The sequence below is a fragment of the Rhodococcus sp. IEGM 1330 genome (assembly GCF_033142445.1).
GTDB lineage: Bacteria > Actinomycetota > Actinomycetes > Mycobacteriales > Mycobacteriaceae > Rhodococcoides.
In genome coordinates this window covers 251190-267206 of record NZ_JAWLSB010000007.1, presented here as the reverse complement: position 1 = coordinate 267206, position 16017 = coordinate 251190, and the positions used below count along the sequence as shown (strand labels likewise).

13 protein-coding genes are annotated in these 16017 nt (G+C 62.6%); 2 read left to right on the top strand and 11 right to left on the bottom strand.

What is annotated here, in order from left to right:
• Positions 1–159: 159 nt before the first annotated feature.
• The 10 genes from R4P57_RS18155 to R4P57_RS18110 all read right to left on the bottom strand — a co-directional run bounded on the left by R4P57_RS18155 (position 160) and on the right by R4P57_RS18110 (position 12832).
• Complete coding sequence (locus R4P57_RS18155) at positions 160–963, bottom strand: SGNH/GDSL hydrolase family protein (RefSeq protein ID WP_317804202.1); 804 nt, start codon at positions 961–963, stop codon at positions 160–162.
• A gap of 752 nt (positions 964–1715) precedes the next feature.
• A complete protein-coding gene (locus R4P57_RS18150) occupies positions 1716–2405 on the bottom strand; it encodes an SGNH/GDSL hydrolase family protein (protein ID WP_317804201.1) in 690 nt (229 codons plus the stop codon).
• Complete coding sequence (locus R4P57_RS18145; RefSeq protein WP_317804200.1) at positions 2402–3043, bottom strand: hypothetical protein; 642 nt, start codon at positions 3041–3043, stop codon at positions 2402–2404. The genes R4P57_RS18150 and R4P57_RS18145 overlap by 4 nt, the downstream gene beginning before the upstream one ends.
• A 134-nt stretch (positions 3044–3177) precedes the next feature.
• Complete coding sequence (locus R4P57_RS18140) at positions 3178–4272, bottom strand: glycosyltransferase family 1 protein (protein ID WP_317804199.1); 1095 nt, start codon at positions 4270–4272, stop codon at positions 3178–3180.
• Positions 4269–5501, bottom strand: coding sequence for a hypothetical protein (locus tag R4P57_RS18135; RefSeq protein WP_317804198.1), 1233 nt, complete (start codon positions 5499–5501; stop codon positions 4269–4271). The genes R4P57_RS18140 and R4P57_RS18135 overlap by 4 nt, the downstream gene beginning before the upstream one ends.
• Positions 5498–6748 (bottom strand): glycosyltransferase family 4 protein, encoded by a 1251-nt coding sequence (locus R4P57_RS18130; RefSeq protein WP_317804197.1) that lies wholly within the window; start codon positions 6746–6748, stop codon positions 5498–5500. The genes R4P57_RS18135 and R4P57_RS18130 overlap by 4 nt, the downstream gene beginning before the upstream one ends.
• Entirely contained in the window at positions 6745–8127 is a 1383-nt protein-coding gene (locus R4P57_RS18125) for an O-antigen ligase family protein (RefSeq protein WP_317804196.1), read from the bottom strand. Before R4P57_RS18125 ends, R4P57_RS18130 begins: the two co-directional genes overlap by 4 nt.
• Before the next feature lie 15 nt (positions 8128–8142).
• Positions 8143–9543, bottom strand: coding sequence for a polysaccharide biosynthesis tyrosine autokinase (locus R4P57_RS18120; RefSeq protein ID WP_317804195.1), 1401 nt, complete (start codon positions 9541–9543; stop codon positions 8143–8145).
• 231 nt (positions 9544–9774) lie between these two features.
• On the bottom strand, positions 9775–10638 hold the full coding sequence (locus R4P57_RS18115) for a TylF/MycF/NovP-related O-methyltransferase (RefSeq protein ID WP_317804194.1): 864 nt from the start codon (positions 10636–10638) through the stop codon (positions 9775–9777).
• Positions 10639–10690: 52 nt separating this feature from the next.
• Positions 10691–12832, bottom strand: coding sequence for an acyltransferase family protein (locus tag R4P57_RS18110; protein WP_317804193.1), 2142 nt, complete (start codon positions 12830–12832; stop codon positions 10691–10693).
• A gap of 325 nt (positions 12833–13157) precedes the next feature.
• Between R4P57_RS18110 and R4P57_RS18105 the strand changes: the two genes are divergently transcribed.
• Together R4P57_RS18105 and R4P57_RS18100 are read left to right on the top strand one after the other, a co-directional pair.
• Positions 13158–13862, top strand: a complete 705-nt coding sequence (locus R4P57_RS18105; RefSeq protein ID WP_317804192.1) for an acyltransferase — start codon at positions 13158–13160, stop codon at positions 13860–13862.
• Positions 13859–14800 (top strand): glycosyltransferase family 2 protein, encoded by a 942-nt coding sequence (locus R4P57_RS18100; RefSeq protein WP_317804191.1) that lies wholly within the window; start codon positions 13859–13861, stop codon positions 14798–14800. The genes R4P57_RS18105 and R4P57_RS18100 overlap by 4 nt, the downstream gene beginning before the upstream one ends.
• On the opposite strand, the gene R4P57_RS18095 is transcribed toward R4P57_RS18100, so the two are convergent.
• Entirely contained in the window at positions 14749–15885 is a 1137-nt protein-coding gene (locus R4P57_RS18095) for a glycosyltransferase (RefSeq protein WP_317804190.1), read from the bottom strand. The two genes, R4P57_RS18100 and R4P57_RS18095, sit on opposite strands and share 52 nt — an antisense overlap.
• Positions 15886–16017: the final 132 nt, after the last annotated feature.

Below are 16017 nucleotides of genomic sequence, written 5' to 3'. Positions count from 1 at the left end.
TAGCAGTCTGTGCCGCTGTCGTGCGGTTTGAAATTCTTCGGCGCGATGATCCAGAACAATCATCATCGTCCTGTGGGAAAACGATGCTGATAATTTTTTCGCATGTTGATGGTCTTCTTTTTTCCTTTTGATTCAGGTGGTGCGGGATACTTAACTGCCTTAAGTCGTCGGGATTCCGATCCGCCTGAGGGCCTCCAACACCTTACCTGCGAGGTATGCGTGACCTTCATTGTTGAGACTGGTTCCATTTCCGTCACCGGAATAGCCTGTGCTGTTTTTGTCCGTAAACCATTTTCCGCCAAGTGGCCTGATGAACGGTATGCGTGCTGCGCCCGCGGCTTGGCCTATGGGCGACGATACGCGTTGCAGGAGCTTTCCTCCCGGCATCGGTTGCGAAGGTCCCATTACAATCACTTGAACTTCAGGCCAAACCTGCTGGGCGGCGGCGATTGTTTCCGCTACTTTATTGAATAGATCTGTTGGTTCGGAGCGATAGTCGTTCTGCCCGCCTTGCAGAAGTAGAACGTTTGGTTTGAGGCCGCCGGAATCGGCATGGCGCTGTATTCTATTGATGTAATCGTTATTCTCATCACCGTTGCTGCCGCCACCCCATGTGAAACCTGTGTTAGCGACCCCATCAATCTCATTTGGCCAACCGAGACTACGCGCTATTCGATAGGCGTAACCGTCGGTTTCAGGCCGGGCATTTGATCCTAGGGTGTATGAGTCGCCCAGGATCAGTAGCCGTGGGTCGCGCGGCAGGACGAACTGGGGTGTCGTCCCACTTGGTTCGTTGGGCGCAAACGTTGAAACATATGAGTCATTTGGCTCGCGGGTAACAGCTGTGACAGTCGCGAACAGTGCGAAAACGATGCCGGCGACGACAACCGCCATTGGCACGGCCAGTCGGCGTCTGCGCAACGGGTCGTGTGGGTCTCGTGTTGCCCTTTTCTTCATCGGCATGTCCAGCATTGTGCCGTACTGTGGGCTCGGTTCGCACAGCAAGCGGTTGTCAGCGAGATGCATGGAGCAGCTGCAGCAGCCCTGGACCGCTCGGGCTGTATGACCCGCCCGGAATGACTCTTTACACCTGGTTTTTTGGACAGTCGTTTTTTGGTATCGAAACCTGGTCCGCCGAGCGGGCTGGGATCACTCTGTGGATCCAATTAATTCGCTTGGCTGGTGTGTGGGGGACGCTGGGCGGACCGGCGCAGTCGTTTCTGCAGTACGTGTGCCGCTCCAGCATGCCCACGTAGCCATCAACGGTAAGCCCGTAGATCGGGTGCTGGTCGGATGTACCGGACGGTCCGTGGTTGAGTCTCGCTGCTGCTGGTGGCTCTCGATCGTTCTGGGAGAGGAGGGCCGTGGAGTGGGGATTTGCCCGGGGCACTAGGATTTACCGAGTTGAGTGTCCCCGTACTCGAGGTATACGCAGTCTTGGAGTCGTGGTTTCTTCAAACCTCGCCGCTAGTGCTTGTCCCTGAGTGGGTGCTCCCCCGGCAGTTAGTGATTCGATCAATGTAGGTCCCTCAAGTGTCTATCGATGGCCGATAAATTGCGAGTGTCCCTATCATCGATCGTTCAAGCCATGGGCGGTGCTCGTGCTTCGGGCGGGCAGGTTCTTGCCGTTCGGTTTGGGCCCGGCGATGTCGAACGCAGTGTTTGAGGCTCCCGGCATGGACTGGTTGGTAGAGCCGTCGAAGTGTCAATTTGGATCACCCCATTGTGTTCGTCGTCTGTTCTGCAATTGCCCGATGTCCCGCGTCATTGGGATGCAGCCCGTCGGGGTCGATCATGTCCGGACGACCAGCGAGTGGCTCCCCGATGTCGAGGTACTGGGCGTCGGCTTGTGCGGCCGCTGACTTCACCCCGTTGATCAGAGTCGCGAAGTCCGCCGGAGGTTCGGTGGAGTCCCAGATCGGGCTGGTGACCATCAACTCCGCATCGGGAGCCGCGGCCTTGATGGCTTCGAACAGCGACAATGCGACTGCCCCGGTGACGGTCGCGGTGCCGGCCTCGTAATCGTTGCGACCACCGGAGACGACAACAATGTCGGGCTGCGCTGCGGCAATCACATCCATCTTGATTCCGTAGTCGGTTTTCTGCCCGAGGTAGGTAGTGGTGTATCCAGAGCCGCCCTCGGCGAGATTGAGCTCCGACCACCCCATCGCCGCCGAGACCAGCGTCGTCCATCGCTTTCCGGTCGTCGACGCACCGATGCCTCTGCTGTACGAGTCACCGAGAAACGCAACAACCGGCACTGAATCCGGGATCGACCGTTCGAGTACCGGTCCTGCCTGCACAGGTTCGGACCGTGAGCCGATCTGCCACCCCACAATCCCGCTGAACGCGACGAACAGCACCGAGACCGCGACGTAGACAAGCACCGTCCGCCGCGCCTTCATCGTGCCGGCACGCTCACGTCGTCGATGAGTGCACCGAGAACGGACACCGACCACAGGCGATACCCCTCGGGCGTGGGATACCGACTCGCGCCGTCGTACGTTCCCTCTGCCCCCTCGACTGACGTCGCCGCGTCGATGATCTGAAAGTTGTTCTTAAGGGCGGAGACCTCCAGATCATGGACATTGGCCCCAACCTGCGTGCTGAGCTCCTCGGGCTCCCCAGGAGCCGGCTGCAATATCGCGACCACTGCCGCATGCGGATACGTATCGGCTAGTGCGCGCAGCAGCGGAACGGACTCGGCGGCGAGGGTGCGCGGGCCCATGTCGAGACCGTTGCTCACCAGTACCACATCGATATCCGACGGGGGACGGATCTGCGGAAGCGCGTTCGTCAGAAATTCGACATTGCGGGAGACCGATGCGTTCCAGAGGGAGATCGGTGTGCCGACGCCGTCGGCGACCGAAATCGGCGGGTCGACGTACCCCGTACCCGCAAGAACATCCCACTCGTGGATCACCGCCGGACGGCCGTACTCCTGTGCGAGGCTCTGCATCGTCAAGAACACCCAGCCGCCGAGCGAGATGCCCGTGCCGTCGCCGATGAGGAGGATGTCGACGGGATCGTCCGTCGTAATCAACCGTGTGGACAGTGGTTGCTGCTCAAGGGCATCGGTCGTCGTGGCCGTCGCTGGCTGATACGTGTCTGTGGTACCGCTGCACCCGGCGACAGCTACCAAAATTACGACCACAACAGCGAGCACGCTCCGCCATCTCACGAGGTCAACCGCCGACTGGACACGCCTTTCGGATCGGCCATGGCGGCACGCATTGTGTGCACCATGTGCTGCCATGACGGAAACTCGAAGTTCGTCGGCATCGGTGGTGGATCGGTGGACAGGCACAGCGCCATGGCCCGCGCGACCGCGTCGGCGTCGGTGGGATCGCAATACCGCACCGACTCACCGAGCAACTCTCGAAAGATGGGGCGCTCGCTCACCAACACCGGTGCCCCGAGGCGCAGTGCCTCGAGGGGCGGGAGGCCGTAGCCCTCGTTGAGCGAGAGATACACGAACAGAGCGGTATTGCGATACAGCCAGGCCAGCTGTTCGGTCTCGACGAAACCGGTGTACCGAATGGCGCCGTCGTCGATCGCTGCGAGCACCCGGCGCTCGAGTTGGTCGGCCTTACCGTTGGCGGGCCCCACCACCACGAACGGGTGGCTCGGCGAGATCGCGCCCGAACGCACTGCGGCGGAGAGTGTCGTTGCCAGATTCTTTCGGGTGTTCAACCGACCGACGGACAACACGAAGCCGCCGGGACGGAGCTCGAGAGCGTGAGGTGCTTGCGGATGGGCGTCGAGCAAAGCGTGGGAGATTCCGAAGCCGGTGACGGCGGTGGGCGTCAGTCGAGGATTGTGATGGACGATGCGGGCTGCCTCGGTGCGGCTACTGACGAACAGCACGCTCGCCGCGCGTGCGGCAAACATGATGGGGAAGAGATAGATCCGCTCGATCGCAGTGAACCATTCGGGGTTGGACTGAAACAGCGCGTCGTGCACGAACACGGCCGATTTGCCCAGCAACGGTGAATAATTCGATCCCCATGCCATGTCGTAGCGCCCGAAGCGCACTCGAAGCGAGAGCTCCACCATGTTCTTCAGCGGCTGCGTCGGCAGGTAGGTACGGATCCATCGGACCCCCAGCCTTTCGAGCTCCGACGCCTCGGCGGGCGAGGGACTGCGGCGCAGTGCCACGGTCAACACGTCGGCCGGAAACTCGCGTCGCCACGCCGAGATCTTCTCGTGTGTGATGACGATGCCTGCGGGTGGACCGTCGAACCAGTAGTACCCGTCGAACAAGACCCTCATGACGTCTCCGTTCTGTCGCGTCGTGGGAGTACGACGAGCATCGCCACCGACACAGCGATGCGCAGCCCGCTCAGCACGATCAGCGTCCACACCAAACCTGCTGCCCCGCCGACGAATACGGCGACACTCTGGCTGCCCACGTCGACGAGCACCGATGCCAACCGCGCCCGATGCGTGGACACGGGGCCGACGAAGAATCGGGTGGCCATCAGCGCCACCTCGAAAGTCTGCGCAGACAGGATTGCCAAGCCCACCGGAACCACGTACGGCAGCGCGGCAGCGGGACCGATATCGGAGAACACCGTGGAGAGTGCGGTGAACCCCACGAGCCCACACATGCCGAGGCCGAGCGCCACCGCGATGTTCCATCGCACCGAGACCAGGAGTACTGCGCGCGTGCCCTGCGCGCTGAGTGTCGCGAACTGCTTGAAGATCAACGGCTGAATACTCTGGATGACGACGAACGCCGGCGCGAACACCAGGGAGTACGCGAATCGGATACCGGCCGTGGCAGTGTCGTCCTGAATGAGATACAGCAGCAGCGTGGCGATCTGGCTCCCGAAACCCAGGTACACGGCCTCCGCTGTGATCCGCCATGCGATGGAGAAGTGGGAATCGGATCTCGAGGTGGAGGTGGCCGTGCCGCAGAAGACGAGCCCGGCCGCGAGCACGATCAACAAGGTACAGAACCAGATCGGCAGCAGCGCAGTGTTGTCGACACCGAGAGCAACTGCTGCCGCAGCGAGTGCTGCGCCGACGGCATAGATCGCCGCCAGTAGGGCGGCCCGGGAGTAGCGGCCTCGGATGATGAGGACTTGACGCGGCAGATCGGAGATCACCATCGTCGCGGCCAGCGCCGCGACTGCGGCGGCATATCCCCACTCGCCGCCCCGGCCGATCCACACGAACGACGCAACGGCGACGACGGTCGCGAAGGCAATGGTGCCCCGCCAGCTCGACCAGCGGTCGATGGACTCCTCGGGGCGGACACCGATCCGAGCTGCGTCGACTATCGGGGCGTAGATCCCCCATGCCCGGGAGATGCCCACGGCGATGAAACCCAGTGCCGCACCGACCGACAGCGATGCGAACTCGCTCACCGTCAGCGACACTCCGGCCGTGACGTTGAAGACGAAGAAGCCGAGCGACCACAAACCTTGATCGAGGGTGCGGATCAGCACGCCGGCTCGGGTGACGGCCGAGCTGTCGACCGAGGGGGTCGTGGTCATCGTGACCGACCCACCCGGCCGGGCATCGCCGTGCCGAACGACAGACCCTCGGCGTAGAGCTGTGCAGCGAGGTCGACGAACCGCTGCTTCGTCCACTGCGTCGTGCTGATGCGCGGCATGGTCGACGCGCGAACGATGGCGTCCGCCAGGACGTCCCGGGTGGTGGCGGGGTCGGCGGGGAGCACCACCCCGGACGTGCCCGAATCCTCGAGCACCGAACTGGCTCCGGTCCGCTCGAAACACACCACCGGCAGACCACACGCCGCCGCCTCGCCCACGACGCCGCTCGCACCCTCGCGCCCCGAGGGATGCATCAAAACATCCGATTGGACCATCATCTCCAATACCGCTGCGCGGTGGAGTGATCCGTGGAAGGTCACTCGATCGTGGACGCCGAGAATCTCGGCTCGTCGATGCAGATATGCGCCGTGGCTCGTACTGTCGAAGCCCACGATGTGGAGGTGTGCGTCCTGCAACATAGTCGACGCCAACGCCTCGATCGCCAGTTCCTGCCGCTTACGCGTGATGAGATGCCCGACGACGAGAATCATGATGCCGTCGTGCCCCGTCCGTGACGGCCGAGCGGCCGGGAGATCGACGACGACGTTGGGAAACCGTCGGCAGCGAGTGCCGGTGTGTGCAACGGTCGCTTCCATCGCACCGTTCTGCGCGAGTACCAGATCACAGCGTCGAGCGATGCGCGTGGCCGGGATCGACGCCACCCGGTCGCGAGCCGTCTGCAGAATCCGCTGTCGCTGTGACGCAGGCGAAGTGGGTGAGATGGCGAAGACCTCGGCGACACCGCCCGCCCCGACCGGGCCCCACACCGTGTAGGTGCTCGGCGACATCCTGGTGATCGGTGTCGACAGAACTTCCGACGCAAAGGTGACGTGGTGCGCGTAGACCACCGAGTATGTTCGCTCGATCTCCCGGATATGGTTGGTGGCCAACCGAACCCACAGTTCGTGCTCGACTCGGGTGAACCGGGGATAGTGCCATCGAAAGAACGGCGGTGCCAGGGGAATCTCGACAGTGACGATCTCGAGGTGTCGCTCGAGCTCGGCCGGTACCCGCCCGGCGCAGGCCTGAGCAGAGCGGCGCATCGTCACCAACACCACCGTTGCATCCACAGTTCGGGCGTGCTCGAGGGTGGCGATCAAGAACTGCCAGCCGATACCCGGCTCGCTGGGCATGTCCGGGTGAACGGTGAACGAGGACAGCACTATTGCGTGCCTGCGGTTGCTCACGAGGTGGCCACCGCTCGGTGCCGCCGGCGTTGCCGCGGATGACCGATCCCGTGGGCATCGTCTGCGGCCGACGCGGAACTCGATCCGGTGCGGGGAGCCGTGACGGTGAGGGCCATGAACACCCAGGGAAAGGCAAACCAGATCACGTTGGTCACCGACGTGCAGATGGCGAGTGCGACGAACAGAGGGAGGGCGTGCTTCTTGTGCCGCACCCCGAGGAACAGGCTCACCATCAGTACGACGAAGAAGGCGAAACCGAAGAAGCCGACGTCGTAGATCAGCGTCAACCACATCGAACTCAGATACGCAGCACCGACATTGGTGGGATCGACCGGGTTGAACTGGGAGAAGGAGTTGAAACCGGTTCCGATCGCCGCACTCCAGTCACGGTCTGCGATCTGCTCGACAGCGGTGTTCCACAACTGCAGTCGATACGCGCCGGTGCCGCTTTCGGTATCGATGACGTGGACGACCCGCCACAGGAACGTATCGGCGTCGCCCACCCGGTAGTAGACGTCGTGGAGATACGCGAAGCCGACGGTGAACGCGACAAGGGAACAGACGATGGCTACCGGGTATCTCGCTGCGCATCGGACCATCACGCAGACGGCGATGACCGCGAGTGCGATCCAAGCCGCCCGGGTGGACGTGAGTATCAGCGCGACGGGGATGGGAGCTGCCAGCATCAGCACCCGTTGGGTCACCACCGCGCGGTCGCCTGCGAAGTAGTACAGGACTCCGATCCATCCGGCACACAGGCACCCCATGATGTTGTACTCGAAGGCCAGGCCGTCGACTCGAGTGCTGGGGTCGAGCAGGAAACTCGCCACACTGAACGTCGAGATCGCAGACAGGATGGCGGTGCCCGAGCGCACCACGAATCGGTGGTCGAGTGCTACCCGCGTCAGGGGGATCACCACGATCAGTGCCGCGATCAGTTGGACGGCCATGCGCAGGCTGGCTGCGGTGTCGGGGGCGAACAGCATGCTGGAGGTGAGTCCCACGGACACCAGCCCGACCGAGCCGATGATCAGGCCCACGGTGAACGGTGACGGCGCTCTGGCACCGGGCTCGCGGCCCGCGTAGGCATGGAGCGCAAGGAGGAACAACGGCGTCGCGATGTATTCGGGACGCACGGTGAAGCCGCCGACGGTGACCTGCACTCCGTTGGCACACAATGCGAAGAAGTAGATGCTCCACGCCCACCGAATGCTTCGGATCGACAGGATCGCTGCGGCGATGGACGCTGCCGCGGTCACCGCGATTATCGCGACCAACGGTGCTGCCAACGCGACGCAGACCGATACGAAAGCGAATACGACGAAGGCGCACAGCTCGGCCGAGGACGCACCGGATGAACCACTGAGATTCCCGCGCACGGCCCAGAAATCCGATCAGTGCCGGTTGGTGCTGATGGTCGTCGAGGGCGCAGGTCGAGCCGGAGTACGGCCGGGCTCGAATTCGTATCCGTAGCGGTACTCGGACTTCTTCGACGTCGGCACCACGGACATGATCACACCGAGCAGTGGAGCGCCGACCGTCTCCAGATTGGCTGCGGCCCTGCGTACCTCGTCGCGTCGAGTGAAACCGTAGCGGGTCACCAGGATCGTGCCGTCGCACTGAGTGGCCAGCGTTGCGGCGTCGGTGACCGGAAGGATCGGCGGGGAATCGACCACCACGAAGTCGAATGCGCGCGTGAGTTCGTTCAAAAGTGAGTGCGCGGCAGCACTTCCCAGCAGTTCGCTCGGGTTGGGCGGGGCCGGCCCGGCTCCCAGGGCCCACAGATTGTTGAACGTGGTCGTCTGGATCACCTCGTCGACCGTGGCCTCGTGCGAGAGGACCGAGCTGACCCCCACCGATCCGACGATGTCGAGGTACTGCGAGATCCGCGGCCTCCGTAGATCGGCATCCACCAGAACCACCCTGTTGCCCACTTCGGCCAGCGACAGCGCGAGATTGACGGCTGTGACGGATTTCCCCTCTCCCGCAATCGAACTGGTGATCAACAGGAGGTGGGGCGGATTGTCGACGGCAAGGAACTTGAGGTTCATTCGCAGTTCCCGGTACGCCTCGGCAACCGGGGCGGTGGACCGACCGAAGTCGATGGGCGCGGTGTCTCGTACCTTCTTGGCGTACGGGATGGTGCCCACCAGCACGCTGTCGGTGAGTTCCTGTAGTTCGCCGGACTTCTTCACCGTGTTGTCGAGTCTGTCCCGCACCAGGGCCCCCGCGATACCGACCAGCAACCCGATCGTCAGGCCCAGGATCACGTTGCGAAGCTTCTTCGGGGTCACCGGTGCAGTCGGGGTCTCGGCGGCTTCGGCCACGGCCACCGACGCGGAGGCAGTGCCTCCGTCCGCCGGGGTCTCCAACTCGCTGACGAGTGCGGGAAACTGCTCGCCGATGGAATTGGCGATGTCGCGGGCACGCAGCGGGGATGTATCGAGCACCGACGCGTCCAGCAGTACCGAGTTGGGTGTGGACGTCGCCTCGATCTGCGCACTGAGTTCGTCCGCACCGATGGGCAGAGACAACTGGTCGACGACGCGTTGGGCCAGGGCGCGTCCGGTGAGAAGTTCGGCGTAGGAGACTACGCGCTGCTGCGAGGCCAGATTGCTCTGATAGACGTCGCTTGCCGTGATCGCCGTGGTCGAGACGAAGAAGCGTGTGGTGGCCTGGTACGCGGGCGTGGAGAGGAGCGAGAACAGCACGGCTGCAGTGGTTCCGACGATCGTCGTGGCCACGATGATCAGCCATCGCGCGCGAAGCGCGGCCGCATACTCGCGAACTATCACGCGGCTACCTCCTGAGCGGTATGAATCTGCGTGGCATCGTCGGTCGCTCGAAATGTCGGCGACCATCGAGGTCATCGTCCATCAATGTACTGGCCGGAGATGGAATTGGCGGACTATCCGATCGACCGACGCGGGGACGTACGTGATAGGCGAAAGATACTGACGCGAAACATTCTTCGTATCGGTTTGTCGAATCGAAACCTGCCGGCGATAGGTGTTGTGGCGTGCGAATCAACTGGGTGATCGACGCCAGAACGCTCCGGAACCGTCGATGTCGACGATGTCCTCGGTGATGGAATGGGCGCGGCGATAGTCGCGGACGGCCTGCCCTGCCTGTGAGGAGTGGCTGCCGTAATCGTCGATGATGCAGAAACCACCGGGAGACAGTGTGGGATACAACGATTCCAATGCCTGAATGGTGGATTCGTACATGTCACCGTCCAATCGCATCAGAGCCAGCGACTCGATCGGGGCGGTAGGAAGCGTGTCCTTGAACCACCCCACGAGGAACTGCACTCTGTCGTCCAGCAGGCCGTAACGCTCGAAGTTGTGTTGCACCGTCCGAGTTCCCACCGCCAGGCCGCCGAGCTCGTGGTTTCGATCTCCGGCGTCCGCCGGAAACCTGGTGGGATCGGGAGGAGGCAGACCCTCGAACGAGTCTGCGACCCAGACGGTTCGCTCCTGATCGCCCCAGGCAACCAGGTTGGCCTTCATGAAGATGGACGCCCCACCCCGCCACACCCCGGTCTCGATGAGATCACCAGGAACGTTCTCCGACACCACCGTGGCGATGCAGTCCTCGATGTTCGTCATGCGCGCCAGGCCGATCATCGACTCGGCCCGCGACGGCCAGTCCAAGCCGAGCACGCGATGATGCTCGTCGTAGGGCTTCTTGATCGCTATCTCGATGTCGAACTTCGCCGCGATCGCGGCGAATCTACTGGCCAGCCGTTTGGTGAGTGAGGGATTGCCCTGCCACCGGACGCCACCCAACACCGAGTCGTTGTCTTCGGCGAGGGCACCGGTCAGTGACCTTTTGACGATGTTCAGATACAACCGTCGAACCTCGTTCGAGTTCGTCTGATCGCTGATCATCGGCACACACTAGCAACGAAATCGACGGTGCGCCTTGCGATGTACGCGGCGGTCATGCCGGCAGCAGAGCTTCTTGGACACGCGGTATCAGGTATTCGCCGTACTGCCGGGTGATATGCCCGGTATCCCAACTGATCACGATGCCCGAGACGAACAACGGGCAGTTGTTGCGGTAGCAAAACCAGGAACTGGTGTCGATGAACGTTGCACCCGTCTGCTGCGCGGCGGCTTCGTCGGCACTACGTTTTTTCAGCCAGTTCTCCGAGATGGTGCTGATGCAGTTGGACGGTTCCGCCAGCCTCCCCGCGCACTCTGTAGCAGCCTTGACGAGCGGATTCGGGGTGATGATGACGACGGCCGCACCGCTGGGCGCAATACGGTCGATGATCTCGGTGCGGGCCGTGGTCCAGGCCTGCTCCGAGCCCTCGTTGTTCACCATCGCTTGAATTCCGTACTCCATATCGATCATCACCACCATGCTGGGCCGGGCCGTGTTGATCTGATCGACCATCGCGTCACGGCTCGAATTGCATCGGTCGGTGGACTCCTGATCCACCCCGATGGTCACGTCGGAGGCGATGAAGGGACAGTTGTTCAGGGCCATTCCGTGGACACGAAAACCTTTGGGTACCAATGCCCCGGCAATTGGCGGTAACCACGAGGCGGAGAATGAATCGCCGACGACGATGGCCGACTGCTGCGCATCCGCCGCTCCGAAATTGCAGGTGTCGAGAGTGAGTTCCGGTGGATCCAAGCAACCGGCTTCCGGTGCCATCTCGACGGGCTTGCCGCTCTCGACATCGTCCAACGGCGGACTCGTCGCAGGAAAGGATCCGGCCGCGAGTGACTCCCTGATCGAAGCTTGCAACGGATCCTGAGTTTGCCCGACGGACGCCGCGGCCAGAACTGGCTTGGGTCCGTCGTCGGGCACCACGACGGACGGCTGATTGAACAGTGCAACGAGAAGAAGGACCATTACGACACCCAGGGCACTGACGAATACCCTCTGACCATCGTTGCTGTCGCTCGCAGCCGGCCTGTGCCCACGCCGTCGGGATCGGGGCGCGAGAAAATTCGAGTCGAGCACGGCCTTCTCCACCAGGTGGTACGACGCGATGGAGAGGGCGATCGTGCCCACGATGACACACACGTAGTACGTGATCCCGACATTCATGACGGTGAGGAGCAGTACGACGAGCGGCCAATGCCACAGATACAGCGAATAGGAGATCGCACCGATGTAGACGATCGGCCGGAGTCGAAGCGGCCACGTCACGGTCAGCCCCGAGGAGCCGATTCCCGCTGCGATCACCAGCACGGTCGCGACCACCGGAACCGCTCCGTAGGGCGCAGGGATCGTGTACGTGACCTCGAAGGTGAACTCGGAGTAGAAGATGCCGATGAGGCCGGCGACCGCCATGACAGACCTCAGCCACACGGGCACGCGATGGAAGAGGGGAGCGGCTGCGGCCAGTAGAGCACCGGCGGCCAACTGCCAGATCCGGCTGAAGGTGGAGAAGTACGCCGCCGTTGGACTGGCCACGCTCTCGTCCATGGCCCAGAGGAACGAGAGCACAATCGCGACGACGGCGAACCCGGCGACGAAAGGCCGCAGCGGTAGGCTCTTTCGCCACCGTGTGGCAAGGAACAGCAGCCCCACCATCAGTAGCGGCCAGACCACGTAGAACTGTTCTTCGACCGCGAGAGACCAGTAATGCTGCAGCGGTGAGTGCGGCAACGCCGTCTGAAAGTAGTCCGTGCCGACCGAGATCAGATGCCAGTTCATCATGAACGCGGCCGACCACCAGGTATCGACGACGATGGACTCGAACCTGCTGGTGAGCACCAGTACATAGGACGCGGTGAGGGTGGCACCCATGACCAACAACGCCAACGGCAGGATCCGGCGGGCGCGTCGTCGGTAGAAGTCCGTGATCGACACGTGCCCGTATCGCAACCCTTCGCGCAGCAGCAGGCTGGTGATGAGGAAGCCCGAGATGACGAAGAACATGTCGACGCCGACGTATCCACCCTCGGGCCATCGGAAGACGTGGTGCGTGATGGCGAACGTCACCGCGATCATTCGTAGACCCTGAATGTCGAGCAGGAATCCGAAGTCGTTGGACTTTCCGGCTGCATCGGGAACCGTCCGGGCGGCCGACGTGGAGTCGGCTCTCCTCTCGAGCATTGTCATCTGCGATCCCCGATGTGATTGCGCGATACCGGAATGATCCGGCCAATACAGCGAATGATAACGCTGATCACGCATCTTGTTCATGACGAGGCGAGCATTCAACTCTGCAATTTTAGTGGTACCCGGGGTAATGCCTTTCGTGAACTCGGTAGAATTCGGTAATAACCATCTCGGTGAATGTTTGGTGACCGGATACCGTCGCGAAGGACCGGTTCATGCTGCGGCACAACATCGTTCGCTCTGCGTAATGTTGTGGATCGGGATGCCGATTGCTGCTCGTGCAGTTACCGTGATCCCACCGGCTTTCGACTCGAGGGAGTGCGCCATGCTGCACGCGTTGATCGACACGATCTACTGGCGGCTACGGCAACGACACATGCCCGACGACATTCCCGCCGGCACGCTGTTGGGGTTCGTCGCCGACCGCGTCGTGCAGGCGCTGCGCGGCCAAATCCTCGGGGTCCGGTATCTGAGGGGACCGGGCGTGCACTTCCGCGGACGGGGTGTGAAGGTGCGCAACGCCGCCAAACTGCATGTCGGCAACGGTGTCGTGTTCGGCGACGGGGTCGCCATCGACGCGCACTCAGCACACGGCATTACCTTGGGAGATCGAACCACGGTCGGCCGGGGATCGTCGATCAACGGGTCAGGGGTGATCTCCGAGCCCGGCGTCGGCGTAGTGATCGGAGAGGGCGTGGCGGTCGGAATGTACAACGTGATCTGGGGACAGGGCGGCATCACCATCGGGGACAACGCGATGATCGGTCCGCACGTGTCGATCTTCAGCGAGGACCACGAATTCGCCGATACCTCCGTACCGATGAACCGTCAGGGCTTCATCCGCAGCCCGACGGTGATCGGAGCGGACACCTGGATCGGGGCCGGGTCCGTCGTCACCCGGGGTGTCACCATCGGAGAAGGAGCAATAGTGGGATCCGGATCGGTGGTCACGAAAGACGTTGCGCCGTACACGATCGTCGGGGGAGTGCCGGCGCGGTTGATCAAGGCGCGCGAGCACACTGCCGGATGAGTCAACCGGACGTCTCGGTTCTGATCGTCACGTACAACAGCTCGCACGTCATCGGTGCATGCCTGTCCGCGTTGGGTTCGGCGTACGAGATCATCGTCTACGACAACGCCTCCTCCGACGAGACGGTCACGCTGATAGGGCAACGCTTTCCGAGCGTTCGAGTGATGGTCGGCGATCGGAACCTCGGCTTCGCCGCGGGCGTGAATCGAGCCGCGGCTGTGGCGACCGGTCGAAACATCATGCTGCTCAACCCCGATGCCGTCATAGCGGCCGAGGACGTGCGGATACTTGCCGAGACCGTACTGTCCACGCACGGCGGAATAGTCGCTCCATTGATTCACACCGACGACGTGCGAGTGGCCGCGGCCGGCCGGATGCCCACCGCGTGGGCCATGGCGACTCACTACTTCGGACTTTCCAGGCTCGCTCGTGGCCGACGCAGGCTGCAGGGGCACTACCTGCTGCCCTCCGACATCGGGGCCGATCCGGTTGCCGTCGACTGGGTCACCGGTGCCTGCCTGATGGTCGACGCCCAGGCGTGGCGACGAATGGGCGGGCTGAGCGAACGCTGGTTCATGTACGCCGAGGACATCGAGTTCTGTTGGCGCATGGGCCGTAGTGGAGGTGCGGTGCTGGTCGAGCCGCGTGCGCGAGCACGGCATCTGGTGGGCAGCAGCAGCAACGAGTCCGTGACCGAGACCGACTCCGCATGGGTGCTCAACCTCTACGATTTCTACCGAACCGACCTGGCCCGGTCAGGGCTGCAGCGTCTGTGGTGGGGAGTGGTGGTGGGCACCGGCCTGGCGTTCCGAGCCCTGGTGTTCCGGGCTCAGGCTCTCCGGAATCCCATCGCAGGGCATGGACGTTCGGCGCGAGAATTCATGCATCACTCCCGCGCGGTCTTCTCTTCGCTGACGGCGTCCGTCGACGGTAGATGACTGCGTAGAGCGCGATCGTAATCGACGCAGACCCGTTCCCACGTGTAGTGATCGTGAGCGCGCTGGGTAGAGATGGCACTGAACCTTTGCTGGAGTTCGCTGTCGTTGAGCAATATCTCGAGGCCGGCGGCGATGCTCTGTGGGGTCGGATCCACGAAGAGTGCCCCTTCGGCGAGCACTTCCCGGTTGTAGACGGTGTCTCGGGCCACGACCGGTGCGCCGCACGCCATTGCTTGCACCAGAGCCGGATTGGTGCCACCGACGCTGTGTCCGTGGAAGTAGGCACCGGCGTTCTCCCACAGCGAGAAGAGTTTGTCGTCGTCGCTCAGGTGTCCGTACCACCGCACGTTGGGCTTCTCCGCCGCGAGGGCGGCCACTCGATGGTCGAATTCGCCGCCGTAGCCGGACGATCCGACGATGACGACCTCCCAACGCTCACTGAGGTTCTCGACGGCATCGAGAAACGGAGTGATGGTGTTCTCGGGCACGAAGCGCGCGACCATCAGCACATACTTTCGCCGACCGAGCCCGTCGGGTGGGTCGTCTCCGGTACGAGGATCACCGCCGTACGGAATGAACACACCGGTCCGGCCCGAGAGGTCCTCCCACCGTGCACCCAGCTCGCGAGAATCGTAGATCAGCGTTGTGGCATGCTTCGCCGTCGCGCGACCACCGATGGCAAAGATCGTCTTGGCGATGCGACCCCATTTCTCGCGTTCCCACTCGATACCGTCCACATTGACCATCGTGGGAATGTTGCGCAGACGAAGAAGCGGCAGCCAGAAGCCGTTTGCAACGTTCATCACCAGTGCCACATCGATTTTCGTCACTGCCGCATGAATCGAGGAGGTGGCACCGTAGGTGAGTGTGCTCGCAGACTTGCTGTCGACGCCGGGTGTGACGACCGATCGAACCCTCGAATCCCTATCCGCCGGATTGGAACTCAATGCAGCGTGTCGGCCGTAGACCACCACGTCCCACCCCTGATCTGCCAGGTAAGGAGCGAGGTGCCGAACCAAGGTCTCGAAGCCGCCGTAGAAACTCGGGTATCCCCGTGTGCCAATGATTGCGACCGTACGAGTCATGAATGGCCCCCACCGGTAATCGATGCCCTGTGCGCTCGTCGACCTCCGTACACGATCGACGAATACGCTGTTGAACGCGATGCTATACAACTGATGCGATCGAGGCGCGATAACTGATCGAAGTGAATAGTT